We start from the raw sequence: 13,785 nt of genomic DNA, 5'->3' as shown, positions 1-13,785 counted from the left end.
TGGCCACCAGGAAATATCTGCTCCTTGGGTAGAAGCCCTGCGAGATTCTTGAAGCAAGCTCAACCACTGTCAATTGGCTGAAAAAAGCTTTATAATGGTGGTATATCTTCAGGGCTTCGTGCTGAGAAAGGAGCTGGTTGTGTAATGAGCGTAAAGGCTCTGGCTTTTGACCTGGGTGCGAGTAGCGGGCGTGTCGTTGTCGGGCAATTTGATGGCGAGCTGCTGACTGCTACCGAGGTGTACCGTTTCCCGAATGAACCTGTACGAGTCCATCAGCGGCTGTACTGGGATGTGTTGCGCCTGTTCCATGAGATGAAACAGGGCTTGATCGCAGCGCGTTTACAGGGACATGGTGATGTACAGAGCATCGGAGTTGATACCTGGGGGCTGGACTTCGGCCTGATCGATGAACACGGTGAGCTGCTCGGGATGCCCTATCACTATCGCGATACCCGTACTCAGGGCATGATGGAAGAGGTCTGGCAGCGGATTCCTCGCGAGGAGATTTATCACCCGGACGGGTATTCAGTTTCTCTCGATGAATACGCTCTATCAGTTGTATGCCCTGAAAAGTAAGGCTCCACTCCAGCTTGAACAGGCCGAAACGCTCCTGATGATGCCTGAGCTGTTGCGTTATTTTTTGACCGGAACGCGCCAGAGCGAGTGGACTATTGCTTCAACCACACAGCTTGGTAATCCCTATACCCGTACCTGGGATCGTGAGCTGATTCAACGGCTTGGCTTTCCTCCCCACCTCTTTCTGGAACCGGTACAGCCGGGGACTGTAGCCGGTCCTCTGCTTCCTGAGATCGCTCGCGAGGTTGGTTTTTCTGAAGTGCCGGTCATCGCGGTGGCCGAGCATGATACAGCGTCGGCGATCGCGGCAGTTCCAACTCTGCAACCCGATTTTGCCTATTTGAGCAGTGGCACCCTTTCCCTGCTTGGCACCGAACTGAAAGAGCCAGCGATAAATGATAACGCCTATACATGGAACATTACTAATGAAGGTGGGGTCGCACACACGACGACCTTGTTGAAGAACCTGACTGGCTTCTGGCTGATTCAAGAGTGTAAGCGAGCGTGGAGACGTGAAGGAAAGCTGATCTCGTACCCTGAAGAGCTGCGGTTCATTGAGCAGGCGGCGGAACTGCGCTCTTTTATTAATCCCGATGATGCGATGTTCAACCAACCGCTCCATATGCCACAACAGATTCAGCTCTATTGTCAGATGAGCGGCCAACCCGTTCCAACGACAGAGGGTGAAATTCTGCGTTGTATTGTTGAAAGTCTGGCGTTTCGCTGCCGTTTTGTGCTGGAGCGTATTGAGCGGTTAACCGGGAACTATTTTGAGCGCTTGCATATCGTGGGTGGAGGCGCTGAGCATGTCGCTTTCTGTCGCTGTCTTGCCTCTGCGCTTGGGCGTCCTGTTTGGGCCGGGCCACAGGAGGCGGCGGCGATCGGGAATCTCCTGACCCAGTATCAGGCATTGGGCTATATCAGTGATTGGCAGCAGGCACGTCAGATCGTGCATCGCTCGTTTCCGGCGCAGGTCTATGAGCCGATCATGAATGAGCGCTGGAACGATGCTTACCTGCGCTTTTGTGAGGTCACCGGTCAGAACGAAAGTGTTTGAGTGTGGGAGGTGATCCGCGAAGGTGCAAGGGGGTCATGCATGATGAGTGGCTTGCTATCTTCGCATTTCAGAGAGCTCAGGAGGGAGAAGAAGAGAGATGGATGACACGACTGTTCTCTTTCGACCGGTTGGCTCGGAAGAATTAAAGCTGATTCGCGAGAGTGGCTATGCAGCTTTTCCCCCTCGCCTCTTCTGGCAGCCTATTTTCTACCCGGTTCTTTCTGAAGAGTATGCAACCCGGATTGCGCGTGATTGGAATGCAAGGGATGGCAACGCTGGTTATGTGACGCGGTTTGCTGTCAAGACGGGCTTCCTTCAGCGCTATGAGATCCATACAGTTGGGAGCGCCATTCATCAAGAATACTGGATTCCTGCCGAAGAGCTTGACGAATTCAATCGGAATATCGTTGGCAAAATAGAGGTCATTGCGGAGTTTCACGCGCCTTGAGTGTATATGACCATGCTGGTATTGAAGATCTCGTCTTTACTTGAGCGCGCCAGAAGACCCCTGGGCTTCAGACATGGAGATGAATGGCGCGTTCCTTAGCGGCCAGAGCACTGCTGCTCTCAGGTGAAAAGCGACAGTACGCGGTATTGGTCTGTTGCTGGAACCTGCAAGCGAAATGGTTTCTCCTGCTGATACTTCGAGAAGGATAGGAGTGTCTCTGCTCCTGTTCGATGCTTCCACGAAAGGCAGGAGCAGAGCGCCCTGAAAAGGTGATCGTTCGATCAAGTTCGGGTGAAGGCGAAACAATGCTATTGAGCGACGCGCGGGTACAGCGCGGCACCTATGAGCACGAGCGCGGCCATTACCACGAAGAGAACGAGGAAATCGAGCCATACCATAGATAGATCACCGCCTGCCAGCATCAGCCCGCGCAACGCGTCTACCTCGTAGCTGAGCGGGTTGCTATGGGCGATTACCTGAAGCCAGGGTGGCATAATTGCAACAGGGTAAATGGCGTTACTGGCAAAGAAAAGCGGCATTGTGAGCACCTGACCGAAGCCCATAAAGCGCTCACGTGATCTTACCAGGCAGGCGATGATAAGCGAGAACGTTGAGAAGCATGAGGCCCCCATGAGCACGATCACGATGACCCCGAGAAGGGCCAGAGGATTCCAGTTCATCTGTACCCCCATGATAAGCGCCAGCAGGTAGATGAAGAAAGCCTGCACAAGGCTACGGATTCCGGCTCCGAGGGCTTTTCCCAGAACCAGCGCGATGCGGGGAGTGGGGCTTGCCAGGAACTTGTGTATGACACCGAGATCACGTTCCCAGATAATTGCAATACCGGCAAAGATGGAGATGAAGAGCACACTCTGTGCCAGAATGCCGGGAGCCATGAAGTCGAGGTAGGGCTTCCCTCCAGTGGGGATGGCGCGTAGATGGGTGAAGACGTTGCCGAAGATCAGCAGCCAGAGAGCAGGCTGAACGGCTCGGGTAATCAGGTCCGTCGGATCGTGACGCATCTTGCGCACTTCCAGCCCTACAAGGGTAAAGGTTTTCTCAAAGAAGCTTAAAAAAGAGGACCAGAATGACGGCTCATGTGAGGGATGCCGTTGCGGGATGGGTTCAACCAAGTCGCCGGGCTGTGCGGCGTGTACGGGCTGTGTCACGGTAGCTACCTCCTGACTCTAATGTATTACCGGTATAATGGGCAAAGACATCATCGAGTGTTGCGTTCGGTGTCTTTAGTTGTGCTTTTAATGCGTTGGGTGTGTCAAGTGCAACGATTTTCCCTTGATGCATAATTGCAACATGATCACACAGATTGTCTGCTTCTTCCATATAGTGCGTGGTCAGGAAAATGGTCATACCCGTTTGAGTGCGTATCTGCTCCAGGTGCTCCCAGACGGCTTTGCGGGCAACCGGATCAAGGCCGACAGTGGGTTCATCGAGAAAAAGCACCTGCGGATTGTGAAGCATAGCCTGCGCGATCTCCAGGCGGCGAATCATGCCTCCGGAGTAGGTGCGTACCAATCGGTCTGCCACATCGGTCAAACCCATGAACGTCAGTACCTCCTGTGCCTTTGCTTTTCGTGTCGCACGAGGTAGGTCATAGAGAGATGCGAACACCAGAAGGTTTTCTCGTCCAGTCAGACTGCCATCAGCCGAGAGCGCCTGTGGAACGTAGCCAATGTGGCGACGAACAGCGTTTGCGTGTCGCAGGATGTCATAGCCGACGACGGTTGCCTGTCCTCCGGTTGGAGGGAGCAGTGTTGTGAGCATCTTGATAGTAGTGCTTTTGCCCGCGCCGTTGGGACCAAGCAGGCCAAACACCTCACCCTCAGCAACCTGAAACGAGACGGCATCGACGGCAGTATAATCGCCAAACTGCTTGACGAGATCAACGACCTCAATCATGCTTTGTCTGTGTTGCATGCATCACTTCCTTTGAGTTGAACGGGGTAGCCTGATTCCTCTGCTCTTTTTAAGACCTGTGCCAGTAGATGCTGTAATGTGTCCTGTTGCTCGGAATCCAGGGGAGACAACAGATCCTGTAGTAGCTCACGTTTGCGCTGTTTCCATGTCTCCACCTGCTTCCGACCTTCCTCTGTGAGCACGACGTGGACCATACGCTCATCAGTGCTCTGGCGCTGGCGTAGCACAAGCCCTGCCTTCTCCAGCCGCTTGCAGGCTGTCGTGACTGAACTACCAGTGACGCCAAGCGCTTCGGCAAGTTCTCCGATGCTGACCGCGCCTTTGTGGCTGAGGTGCCGAAGTAGCCAGTACTGTTCAGGAGTCATTTCGGCGCGACTGACCGGGTGAGATGTCTTGCGAATCAGGTGATAGAGCGCCATAACGCTATCAATCAATTGATCTGTTGCCATAAACCTTGCTCCATTAAAATCTTTATATATAATTATATTGATCATCAAGGTAAATTTGTCAAGTAGAATCGAGAAGCTTTTCTGCACAGGCAACGACAGTATTTCAGGTAAGAACGGTTCTCATTCCTCTCTTCTATGGGGAAGGCGCGTGTTTTCGAGCAGCCCTCTTTCACGAGGTGGTTAAGACTGAAGAGCCAAAAAGTGATGCTGTGAAGTAAAGACGTGGTAAGAAGAAATTGACGTAAGGGTACCAATGGAAAGAAAGAGAGTGCAGAGCTATTTGCAGCGATTTGTTATGTGTCTCCCTTTCGTGGAGGACTCTCGACATATGGTTCATTGCTCGCAAGCAGTCGTTGAAAGCCCCTTCATTGAGCGAGAAAGAGGTGACCTAAAGCAAGCGTCGGGTGACGAAAAAGACGAGAGGGGAATAACTCCCCTCTCCATGCAGGGCCCTTCTCATGAGCGCTCTCGTAGCATCTCAAAGAAGGTCCGCATGTCGTTGACGAGCAGATCGGGCGCCGTCTGGGTAGCGAAATGGTTTCCTCTGTCATAGAAATTCCAGGAGACAATGTTCTGATGATCGCGTTCTGCAAAGCGTCGTATTGACTGAAAGACGTCGGCAAAGTTGCATAAACCAAGCGGGACAGTAGTTGGTTCTGTCGGGATTTGCTCCGCATGAGCATCCTCATAATAAGAACGCGCTGACGAGGCAGCCGTGTTTGTGAGCCAGTAGAGCGTCACATTGGTCAGGATATAGTCGTCGCTTACCTCATCTCCATAGATCTGATAGTTCCAGGCAAGTTGACCTACTGGAGAGTCGGCCAGCGCATGAGCCAGCGTCTGAGGGACCGTAGACTGTAAGTGATGGTAGGCTCCCTTATGAGAAACCCACTCCTGGAACTTTTGCCATTGCTCTTTTTCCTTCTCGGAAAGGGCTTCCATCTCAGCAGGATCGCCAGAGGGCATAGAGAAAATCTCGGTAACATGGACTCCTATGACGTGCTCAGGGTCAGCGCGTCCTACCTCCGGGGAAATGACCGAGCCAGCATCAGACCCCGCTGCACCATAGCGCTCATAGCCAAGACGATGCATCAGTTCAGCCCAGGCCTTCGCTATACGATAGCTATTCCAACCTCTCTGACGGGTGGGCCCTGACAGGCCATAACCGGGAAGCGAAGGGATGACCAGATGAAAGGCCTGGGTCTCTTTGCCTCCATAGGAGATTGGATCGGTGAGCGGATCAATCAGATCAAGGTAGTCAAACACCGAGGTTGGCCAACCGTGTGTTAAGATCAACGGCAAAGCATCATCGAATGGGGAGCGAACATGCAGAAAGTGAATGTTTTCTCCATCGATGGTGGTACGAAACTGCGGATAGGTATTGAGCCTGGCTTCCCATTTTCGCCAATCATACCCCTGCTGCCAGTACTTGACAAGCCTCTTGAGCGGCGCAAGGGGAACTCCATAGTCGCTACCTGCATCCGGTAACTCGTTCGCCCAACGAACACGGGAGAGCCGCATCTGAAGATCATCTAAGTCTGCCTGGGGAATAGTTACAGTATATGGAGTAATCACAATTGGTTGCTCCTTGCCTAAAAAATCTCTTCACGTTCGATATTGTGCACAAACAATGCACAAGAATCATAGCATGGTTGTTTGACACAAAACTTCTTCTATCTTGCTACGACTTGCTCCGAAACGTGTGCAGGGTGTGTCGCTCTCTTGTATGTTCGTCGGGCTGATCGCATAGTGGAAAAGGTGTCTTCCGCGTTATGCTGTCTCTCACCTCCTTTTGTACGAAGAAAGGGCCTCGAAACGGTGCTAGAAAAGCTGAGGTTCTATCCTTCCAGTTTCGCGATTACCTGTCCTTCACCATCCTGAAAGTGGATGTCAGAAGAGACTGATAGACCTCAAAGATAGGGGTCAGACCTTTGGTTTTTACCAGGCGGCCCAGGAAACCCAGCATAAAGGGTGCGCCTGGTTTGTGTGGAGGAAGGGATGTACCACGCTTGTAGACCTCCATATCAAAGCCAAACTGCGGAATCACATATATCGCTTTCTGATAGCCCCTGCGACGCAGAACCTCAACGGCTTCCTGATTGCCCGCCAGAGCGGTGTCAGCGTGTTGATAATTGTAACGTTCCATCTGGCGGAATGGTGGAGGATACTTGCGATAGAGCTTCTGCCAGGTGAAGAAGAGCGTGCGGGCTTTGTGACGGCGGGCCAGACGCATCGCCTGAAACGTTGCAAGCTTGTATGGTTCTTCGTCTATGTGTACGATTTCTGGCTGTACCTCTTGCATGATTTGTCCCAGGTGAGGATAGTAGTGCAGGTGGTAGTTCCCATTGCAGGACATGGGGTAACGATCATGCGGTACCCTGTAGTGTAGAGCTTTTCCAGTATCTGTCTCGTGCCGTTATCATGTTGCCAGTAAGGGGGTGTGACCAGTGTAAGCTGTACATCGGGGAATTTCGCCAGCTCTTCCAGTTTGCGTTGCGAGGTGCCTGCGACAAGAGCTTTCGAGAGCATAAGTACTCGCATGATATGTTTTTCTCTGCTTCATTTTCTATAAAGACGAATATAGTTTACCACGACTTTTATTATTCTCCTGTTTATCTGCGAATTCTGGAACGAAAATAGCTCTGAGGTCCTTGATCTTGTCTACTATAATGATTCTGCTGAATCCCTGTATCAGGCGCAGTATGGATCATCGCGAGACGTGGGGGAGAGTGATCTGTCTACAATGAGTAGGCAGGGTTATCCTGACCTGGAAAGTGGACCGGTAGGCATAGCATTTATGCTGCCGGGAAGTCAGAGAACCTGAGATAGCCTGGCTAATCCGCAGTTTCGCTTTATGTCTCCTGGCAATCTCAAGCGTCACCTGCCTGCGGAGGAAGGGTGAAAGTTCACCAGGCATAGGACCTGATGAACTTTAGAGACGAAACGGTTATCTCAATCGTCGATGGTCTGGTAGACCAGGGTCCAGAAATCGTAGTAGAGGTTGAGCGGGAGGGAGCGCTGCGTGAGCAGAATCCCGACCAGATCCTCTTTGGGGTCGGAGAACCAGGAGGTGCCCATGCTGCCAAGCCAGCCGAAGCGGCCTGGAACCGAGGCAATATCATCGCGTCTGGTCACCATTGAGACGCCAAAGCCCCAACCATTTGACTCAAAAAAGCCGGGAAACAGAGGCAGGCTCGATGCCGCTTTCTGTGCTGGCGTTAACTGGTCTGTGATCATTGCCTCAACCGAGGGGCGCGAGAGAATGCGTTCGCTCCCATACCTGCCCTTATTCAACAGCATCTGTCCGAAGGCCAGATAGTCATCAATGGTCGAGACCAGCCCGGTAGCTCCAGACGGGAAGATTGGCGGGCGGCTCCACCGGCTCTCTTGCACACCATCAAAGAGTTTGAGGGTTCCAGTTGCCGGGTCGGCAATGTAGCAGCTTGCCAGCCGATGGAGCTTGTCAGGCGGAACGCTGAAGCCAGTGTCCTTCATCCCAAGCGGCTCAAAGATCCGTTCGCGCAGGAATGTCTCAAACGGCTGGCCGGAGACGCGGGCGATCAGCACACTCAATACTTCGGATCCTATCCCGTAGAGCCACTGTTCGCCGGGCTGGTACATGAGCGGCAGCGTGCCCAGCCGGCGGATCCACTCATCAGGATCGGGCTTTTCCTGAAGTTGAGCCCCTGCCAGCGCCATGCCAATCTGAAGCTCGTTGGCGGCCTTGAGGATCGGATACGCTCCAGCAGGTGTAAACAGCAAGCCGAAGCCCATCGTAAAGGTGAGCAGGTCGCGCACGGTGATCGGGCGGTGCGCGGGTACCGTCTCATCGAGTGGCGCGTCAATGCGCTTGAGGACCTTGCGGTCTGCCAGTTCGGGAAGCCACTTCTCAACGGCATCGCCCAGGCGCAGCTTACCTTCCTCTGCCAGAATCATTGTTGCCGCCGCTGTGATGGGCTTGCTCATAGAGGCAATGCGGAAGATCGTGTCGCGCTGTATCGGATCAGAACCAGCAAGCGACTTGTTTCCTACGGTATCAACATGGACTTCGCCATGTCGGCTCACCAGCGTGACGATGCCAGGTATTTCACCGCGCTCAACAGAGCCTGCTATGTATTTGTGCAGACGGTCCAGACGCGCCCTGGATAGGTTTCTCGTTTTTATCATTTCATTCCTCCAGCTTTCTATCTTTTTCTGATTGAATAGAACGTGATCGCTTTAAGAGACACTCACTGCTTTTTTGCCTATGACCGGCTTCTGTTTGTTCTGTAGGGCATGCTTGCATATTTTCTCGATGATCTGCACCGCGGCTACTCCGACCAACAGATGAGCTATCTGAATCAGCCAGTGGAAATCTCCTATGAAGATCAGCATCTGAGTCAGACCAAACACTGGGACAATAAGGACGAAGACAAGGGCAATGGCCCCCAGGACGCGTATCCCTCTGGTGAGCAGGGCAAGAATGCCTGAGAGTAGGAGGGAAAGAGTGACTAGAAAACCAAAGAGCATGTGAAGCTCAAGAAAGCTTATATGGAAAAACCAGTGCAACAGTCCGAGTGTGATTGCTCCTACTCCGGAAAGGGGCCCTACCCATTTCAGAATGTGAAAAAGAATTGACATAGCAAACTCCCTCTTATCTTGTCTTCCTGTAAGGTCTACAGGTAGTATATATGACATGCTGTCCCTGGAGGACAGTGACAACACCGATAGCCTTTGAGCTCTCCTGCAAGCTCTCTGCGGTTACAGGAAGAAGCTTTGAAGGGCTGATCATGTGCTGTTTTATCTCCCTCGTTATTTTATCTCTATATCAGGATGTATTAACGTAAAGACAAAAGTCCATCCGTCGATATCTTTTCTGATTGACGGGTACTCGGACAGAGCCTTGCAAGCGGACGTACGTCTCCTGTCACATCAGCCAGATTTCCTTTGTCATTTATATGACACAATAAAACGAGGAAATGTGACCGATGGAAATACACAACTGGCGAGCTATGCAGTTGGAGATGTTCGATGACCTACTGCATCCCCCCTTTGACAGGGCAATGGATGCTATCTGGTTCCATCTGAGCTGTCCCAACCCCATCGGCCAGATTTCCTGTATATGAGTATGACAAAACGAAATGAGGAAATGTGACCGATGAATACACCCTCTCTGTTGGCACAACAATTTGAGCTGGAGCGTCCTCGTTTACTGGCGATGGCCTACCGGATGCTTGGTTCGCTTTCTGAGGCAGAGGATGCTGTCCAGGAATCCTGGCTACGCCTCAGCGGGTCTGACGCCGGCAGCATTGAGAATCTGGGAGGATGGCTGACAACAGTGATAGCGCGAGTCTGCCTCAACATGCTACGTGCACGTAAATCGCGGCGTGAGGAATCCCTGGAAGCGTCGGTATTTGAAGCCGAGAGAGGTGGTGAAGGGGGGATTGACCCCGAACAAGAGATGGAGCTTGCTGATTCGGTGGGTCTGGCGCTACTGGTGGTACTTGAGCAGCTTGCCCCCGCTGAGCGCCTTGCCTTCGTGCTGCATGACATTTTCGCCGTGCCCTTTGAAGAGATTGCTCCAATAGTAGAGCGCTCCCCGGCGGCAACAAGGCAGCTTGCCAGCCGCGCCCGGCGTCGCGTGCGGGGAAAAGCTCATATGCGGGATGCGAATCTGACCGCAAACCGGGAAGTAGTTGACGCTTTTCTCTCTGCAACGCGTACCGGGAATTTTGAAGCGTTACTTACCGTCCTTGATCCAGAGGTAGTGTTCCGGCTCGATTCCCCGGTCGTACATGCAGATGTGCCTAATGAGATTCACGGGGCAACAGCTCTGGCAGGATTAATTGTGAAGCGTGGTCAGGTTGCGCAGGCATGTCGTGTTGTGCTGGTGAACGGCTCTGTGGGAATTGTTATAGCTCCATACGGTCGATTGTTTGGTGTTCTCGATTTCACGATTAAGGAAGGCAAGATTACTGGGATCACCGGAATCACGGATCCTGCCCATCTGAGCCAGCTACACCTTGCGCTCCTCGATGACTGACGATCCCTCGTCTGTCGACCGAGCATGCTTTTACGGTCCATTGCCTTAGTGGATGCTGGATGCCGACAGGTGATACCTGGCGAAGCAGAATGCCTTCTCGGGGAGGGCTGAAGAAGGGTATCCTTCTTCGGTCCTCGGGGGCGAAGAAATTGAGCAGCAGTCTTAGCAGGGGAAATACTCTGAGCGTGGGGATGAGGGTAGCAGGAGTGTATGTATTGCAGGGCAGGTCGGGAAGGGTGAATCACATGAGCTGCCAGGACTTGAGATACCGAACGTTTCCCATGCGCAAAGAGGGACTGGCATTTATCATTCAACTGAATTTTCGTTTGCCGGCAGGGAGAAAATAGGTCTGTTTCTCATCTGGCAAGGCGGTTGATTGAATGGTCATAATTTGAATCGTTTCTCTTGGCTTCTTCTTCAAGAAGGCAGTATTTATTTATATGCTTCTCTGTATTGAGAAGTGCTTCTATTTACATTGGAAAACAGGAAAATAAGGCGAACATGACCGGTCTTAACAACCACTTTGAGAGTGACATCCTTTAGCCACCCTGTGTCTTATTCGCTTTCTTACTTGAGCTTATTTCTTCAGATATCTCGTTGTTGAAGATATAAAGAAAAATATATGAAATTGATAGATGTATTTTTATATGTATGAAAAAGACTTGTCAAGTTATTAAAATGTAACGGGTATTCAGTACAGTAGTACGTGAGAGTCTGCAAGCAGAGCGTATTGAGCAGGTGTTACTGTTCTCTGGGTGTAGTTCCGCTTTTTTGTCCGTCTATGCTGCGTCCCTGTGATTATGTCACAGGGGCAACACTTCTCCTTGAATGTTGCTTACCCAACAATTGAGCCTGCTTGCTGATGGTGGAGAGCTTCCTTTACACTGGTTCTAACCACCCTGGAGCAACAGGATGGTTGATCTGGATATGTTGTCTTTAAAATAGATAAAATATCATCGTGAGGAGAATATCTATGACAAATATGCTTTCTAAATGGGCCAGGGAATTTCTTCAAGAAGATCGTGAAGCAGTAATCAGTACGTTAAACAGAGATGGGAGTGCTCATGTAACAACCGTCTGGTATCTATTGGCGGATGATGGAACGCTGATTATAACGACTCCGAGCCGCAGCCAGAAAATCAGGAATCTGCGCCGTGATCCTCGTATCGCGCTTTGTGTTGGTGCCGCGGGTTGCTCTGTCAGCCTTTATGGGCGGGTTTCTATCATTGAAGATTAAGCCATTGTCCGACAGGATATCGAGCGTCTGATTGAGCACTATGTGAAGGAGGCAGAAGCCCGACCGAAAGTGGTGGAAAGCCTGATGCAGCGGGCTCCCGTGGCACTGCACTTTCTGCCAGAGAAAGTGACCGAGTTTTCTGCCCAGGTCTCCGGAGGGATATTGAACTGAGGATTGCACCATCAGCAATCCCGAAGAGCCGCTGCAACCGTGGTCTTGCTGAGAGAGTATTCAGCAGCCGCCTGCAATGCCCTCTGCGCGAACCTCTTTGAGGATACTTGATTTTGGTTCTTGTTTCTCCCTGCCCTGCATCAGTTGGGCCAGGAGGAGCCTTTCTCCTGGTGTGGGAGGATTCTCCCTCTTCTTGAGATTTTTGCGCGAGCCAGAGGCGCTGTCATCGTGAGCACGAGGATCGCGCAACTGCATGCGGGGCATTGCTCGGGATGTGCTGCCGCACCTGGTTGCATTTGGAGAAGGCATCAGGCATGAGCCAGACGCCTCCACTACCACAAAACAGCCGAGCACTTGTCCAAATGCTACGGCTTGATGATGCGACTCTCTGCGTCAGTGCGTTACGTGGCCGAAGATACCTGCTAAATCATGCTACGGACGTCGCCCTGCGGCAATTCCCACAGCCTGCACTCTATATAAGCGTGCAAGTTTCCGCGCAAACGCGTGTAGACGTGTTTCAGTATATGAAACGAGAATAATCTGTATTTCACGTACTGAAAGCACATGCGTAAAGATTTCTCCAGTGTCCGATGACGCTCCAGTAATTAACGCCGTTTACCTGTATATCTATACATCGAAGGCCCTTTCAATTTATATAATCGAATACTTAAAACTCTTCAATTAGTGTGCATTTACGACCTGCTGGAGCACGAGCGGACGCATCCGTTGCAGCAGCTCATAAAGGAATTGTTCCGGTGGGCAAATACCACAAGACGGCCTGCCTTGTTGATCAGGACGAATTCCTTCTGCGGAGCCTCAACGCCATCGAAACCCGAGAAGGGGTTTCCTCTCAGGGAGAGAGGACGTCTCGCTCCCGAGCAAATGCCAGCAGGAGGGTTCGCACAAAGGAGAGCAGAGAGGGGTTACGAAGCTCTGGCAATATCGTTTTGAGCAGGGATTCCATCATCGGGCCTTCATCGAGAAAGAGGCGTTGATAGTTCTCCGGTTGAGCCAGCTTTACTGCCTGAAGAAGTGGGGTCTGGGCCTGGCTCTGCTCCTGACAGGTAGCATGGGCCAGTGCTTCCAGCATCTGAATTTCCAGCACGTTACGCCCGCGCCTTGAGCCTTCTCTTTCCAGGGAGTCAACACTTGCAAGGCGATTTCTCCCAGCTTTTGCGCTATGTGTAACCGTGCCAGGAGTAGCGCTTCCTTGTGCTGGTACAGCAGTGGCAGGCTGCGCTCCTGGGTAGACGTTTGGGGGCCGAAGGCGTATTGTGCCCATTGCTCTACTGCGGGCAGATTGCCCAGAGCCAGGTGTAAGCGTGCCAGCAAGACCTGAATGGTACTCAATGGCCAGGAAAAGTGGGTAGATTGCTCCCATTGCATGGGCATCTCCTGAGCCTTCTGTGTCTCTCCACAGGCGTGCAACAGGCGAGCATGGATAAGCGCACCCGAGCTAAACACGTGAACGCCTTCCTCTGGCTCGGCCCTCAACGCGAGCGTTTGTGAAAGAGAGTGTTGCGCCTTTGCGAGTTCATTCTGCTCATAAGCAATCTGAGCAAGGTTCTGATAGGCCCAGGAGGTGAAGAACGGGCCCATTTCCCCTGTCGCCAGAAATTGCCTGTCGGGACATCTTCTGGTCTATGGATAGGGCTTGCTGGTAGTAGTGGGAGGCTTTCTGCAACGCACCTTACGCTGACTGCCACTCAGCTATATATAGGTAGAAGGGTCAGCATGGTTCTGAATAAACAGGAAATAACGGAAGAGAAAACAAATGCATGAGAAGGTGAAGCAGGTTCTATGATAGATACTGCTGATCACAACCAGTGTTTCCTATAGTGCTATGTTGTATCTGAGCTGTCTTCGCTACCGTTATGTATTTCCCTTGCA

13 protein-coding genes and 1 pseudogene are annotated in these 13,785 nt (G+C 51.9%); 5 read left to right on the top strand and 9 right to left on the bottom strand.

Annotation, left to right across the window (positions count from 1 at the left end):
• The first annotated feature begins 144 nt into the window (after nucleotides 1-144).
• From EI42_RS33100 to EI42_RS05370, 3 genes are all read left to right on the top strand, one after another.
• Complete coding sequence (locus EI42_RS33100; RefSeq protein WP_211326032.1) at nucleotides 145-576, top strand: acetate and sugar kinases/Hsc70/actin family protein; 432 nt, start codon at nucleotides 145-147, stop codon at nucleotides 574-576.
• Nucleotides 539-1,633, top strand: coding sequence for a rhamnulokinase (locus EI42_RS05375; protein WP_211326031.1), 1,095 nt, complete (start codon nucleotides 539-541; stop codon nucleotides 1,631-1,633). The genes EI42_RS33100 and EI42_RS05375 overlap by 38 nt, the downstream gene beginning before the upstream one ends.
• Before the next feature lie 97 nt (nucleotides 1,634-1,730).
• Nucleotides 1,731-2,081: a hypothetical protein gene (locus EI42_RS05370; protein WP_111319639.1), complete on the top strand. Its 351-nt coding sequence runs from the start codon at nucleotides 1,731-1,733 to the stop codon at nucleotides 2,079-2,081.
• Between the two features lie 308 nt (nucleotides 2,082-2,389).
• Here the strand turns inward: EI42_RS05370 and EI42_RS05365 are convergent, their stop codons facing one another.
• The 8 genes from EI42_RS05365 to EI42_RS05335 all read right to left on the bottom strand — a co-directional run bounded on the left by EI42_RS05365 (nucleotide 2,390) and on the right by EI42_RS05335 (nucleotide 9,085).
• A complete protein-coding gene (locus EI42_RS05365) occupies nucleotides 2,390-3,250 on the bottom strand; it encodes an ABC transporter permease (RefSeq protein ID WP_246046275.1) in 861 nt (286 codons plus the stop codon).
• Nucleotides 3,207-4,016 carry an ABC transporter ATP-binding protein gene (locus EI42_RS05360; protein ID WP_111319637.1) on the bottom strand — a complete coding sequence of 270 codons (810 nt, stop codon included), beginning with the start codon at nucleotides 4,014-4,016 and terminating at the stop codon, nucleotides 3,207-3,209. The genes EI42_RS05365 and EI42_RS05360 overlap by 44 nt, the downstream gene beginning before the upstream one ends.
• Nucleotides 3,995-4,465, bottom strand: a complete 471-nt coding sequence (locus tag EI42_RS05355) for a MarR family winged helix-turn-helix transcriptional regulator (RefSeq protein ID WP_170142378.1) — start codon at nucleotides 4,463-4,465, stop codon at nucleotides 3,995-3,997. The genes EI42_RS05360 and EI42_RS05355 overlap by 22 nt, the downstream gene beginning before the upstream one ends.
• A gap of 456 nt (nucleotides 4,466-4,921) precedes the next feature.
• Nucleotides 4,922-5,986, bottom strand: a complete 1,065-nt coding sequence (locus EI42_RS05350; RefSeq protein WP_371859993.1) for an epoxide hydrolase family protein — start codon at nucleotides 5,984-5,986, stop codon at nucleotides 4,922-4,924.
• Nucleotides 5,987-6,323: 337 nt separating this feature from the next.
• A complete protein-coding gene (locus EI42_RS05345; RefSeq protein WP_111319631.1) occupies nucleotides 6,324-6,821 on the bottom strand; it encodes a glycosyltransferase in 498 nt (165 codons plus the stop codon).
• Nucleotides 6,734-6,994: a hypothetical protein gene (locus tag EI42_RS31860; protein WP_211326030.1), complete on the bottom strand. Its 261-nt coding sequence runs from the start codon at nucleotides 6,992-6,994 to the stop codon at nucleotides 6,734-6,736. Before EI42_RS31860 ends, EI42_RS05345 begins: the two co-directional genes overlap by 88 nt.
• A 423-nt stretch (nucleotides 6,995-7,417) precedes the next feature.
• Nucleotides 7,418-8,632 carry a serine hydrolase domain-containing protein gene (locus EI42_RS05340; RefSeq protein ID WP_111319629.1) on the bottom strand — a complete coding sequence of 405 codons (1,215 nt, stop codon included), beginning with the start codon at nucleotides 8,630-8,632 and terminating at the stop codon, nucleotides 7,418-7,420.
• A 51-nt stretch (nucleotides 8,633-8,683) separates the two neighbouring features.
• Entirely contained in the window at nucleotides 8,684-9,085 is a 402-nt protein-coding gene (locus tag EI42_RS05335; protein ID WP_111319627.1) for a hypothetical protein, read from the bottom strand.
• Between the two features lie 517 nt (nucleotides 9,086-9,602).
• Here EI42_RS05335 and EI42_RS05330 point away from each other — a divergent pair.
• Both EI42_RS05330 and EI42_RS05325 read left to right on the top strand, forming a co-directional pair.
• Nucleotides 9,603-10,487, top strand: a complete 885-nt coding sequence (locus EI42_RS05330) for a sigma-70 family RNA polymerase sigma factor (RefSeq protein WP_111319625.1) — start codon at nucleotides 9,603-9,605, stop codon at nucleotides 10,485-10,487.
• Nucleotides 10,488-11,460: 973 nt separating this feature from the next.
• Nucleotides 11,461-11,724: a pyridoxamine 5'-phosphate oxidase family protein gene (locus tag EI42_RS05325; RefSeq protein ID WP_111319623.1), complete on the top strand. Its 264-nt coding sequence runs from the start codon at nucleotides 11,461-11,463 to the stop codon at nucleotides 11,722-11,724.
• Nucleotides 11,725-12,745: 1,021 nt separating this feature from the next.
• On the opposite strand, the pseudogene EI42_RS33770 reads toward EI42_RS05325, so the two are convergent.
• Nucleotides 12,746-13,494, bottom strand: a pseudogene (locus tag EI42_RS33770) (tetratricopeptide repeat protein).
• Nucleotides 13,495-13,785: the final 291 nt, after the last annotated feature.

The organism is Thermosporothrix hazakensis, from assembly GCF_003253565.1.
Lineage (GTDB): Bacteria > Chloroflexota > Ktedonobacteria > Ktedonobacterales > Ktedonobacteraceae > Thermosporothrix > Thermosporothrix hazakensis.
Note: the sequence above shows the minus strand (reverse complement) of the source record. Positions and strands in the feature narration are given on the sequence as shown.

What these genes read in the sequence shown, in the direction of transcription:
- EI42_RS05375 (WP_211326031.1), top strand. Translation starts at nt 539, where the DNA reads ATGAATACGCTCTATCAGTTGTATGCCCTGAAAAGTAAGGCTCCACTC.
- EI42_RS05350 (WP_371859993.1), bottom strand. Translation starts at nt 5,986, where the DNA reads ATGCGGCTCTCCCGTGTTCGTTGGGCGAACGAGTTACCGGATGCAGGT.
- EI42_RS05335 (WP_111319627.1), bottom strand. Translation starts at nt 9,085, where the DNA reads ATGTCAATTCTTTTTCACATTCTGAAATGGGTAGGGCCCCTTTCCGGA.
- EI42_RS05360 (WP_111319637.1), bottom strand. Translation starts at nt 4,016, where the DNA reads ATGCAACACAGACAAAGCATGATTGAGGTCGTTGATCTCGTCAAGCAG.
- EI42_RS05370 (WP_111319639.1), top strand. Translation starts at nt 1,731, where the DNA reads ATGGATGACACGACTGTTCTCTTTCGACCGGTTGGCTCGGAAGAATTA.
- EI42_RS05345 (WP_111319631.1), bottom strand. Translation starts at nt 6,821, where the DNA reads ATGTCCTGCAATGGGAACTACCACCTGCACTACTATCCTCACCTGGGA.
- EI42_RS05325 (WP_111319623.1), top strand. Translation starts at nt 11,461, where the DNA reads ATGACAAATATGCTTTCTAAATGGGCCAGGGAATTTCTTCAAGAAGAT.
- EI42_RS05340 (WP_111319629.1), bottom strand. Translation starts at nt 8,632, where the DNA reads ATGATAAAAACGAGAAACCTATCCAGGGCGCGTCTGGACCGTCTGCAC.
- EI42_RS05355 (WP_170142378.1), bottom strand. Translation starts at nt 4,465, where the DNA reads ATGGCAACAGATCAATTGATTGATAGCGTTATGGCGCTCTATCACCTG.
- EI42_RS05330 (WP_111319625.1), top strand. Translation starts at nt 9,603, where the DNA reads ATGAATACACCCTCTCTGTTGGCACAACAATTTGAGCTGGAGCGTCCT.
- EI42_RS33100 (WP_211326032.1), top strand. Translation starts at nt 145, where the DNA reads ATGAGCGTAAAGGCTCTGGCTTTTGACCTGGGTGCGAGTAGCGGGCGT.
- EI42_RS31860 (WP_211326030.1), bottom strand. Translation starts at nt 6,994, where the DNA reads ATGCTCTCGAAAGCTCTTGTCGCAGGCACCTCGCAACGCAAACTGGAA.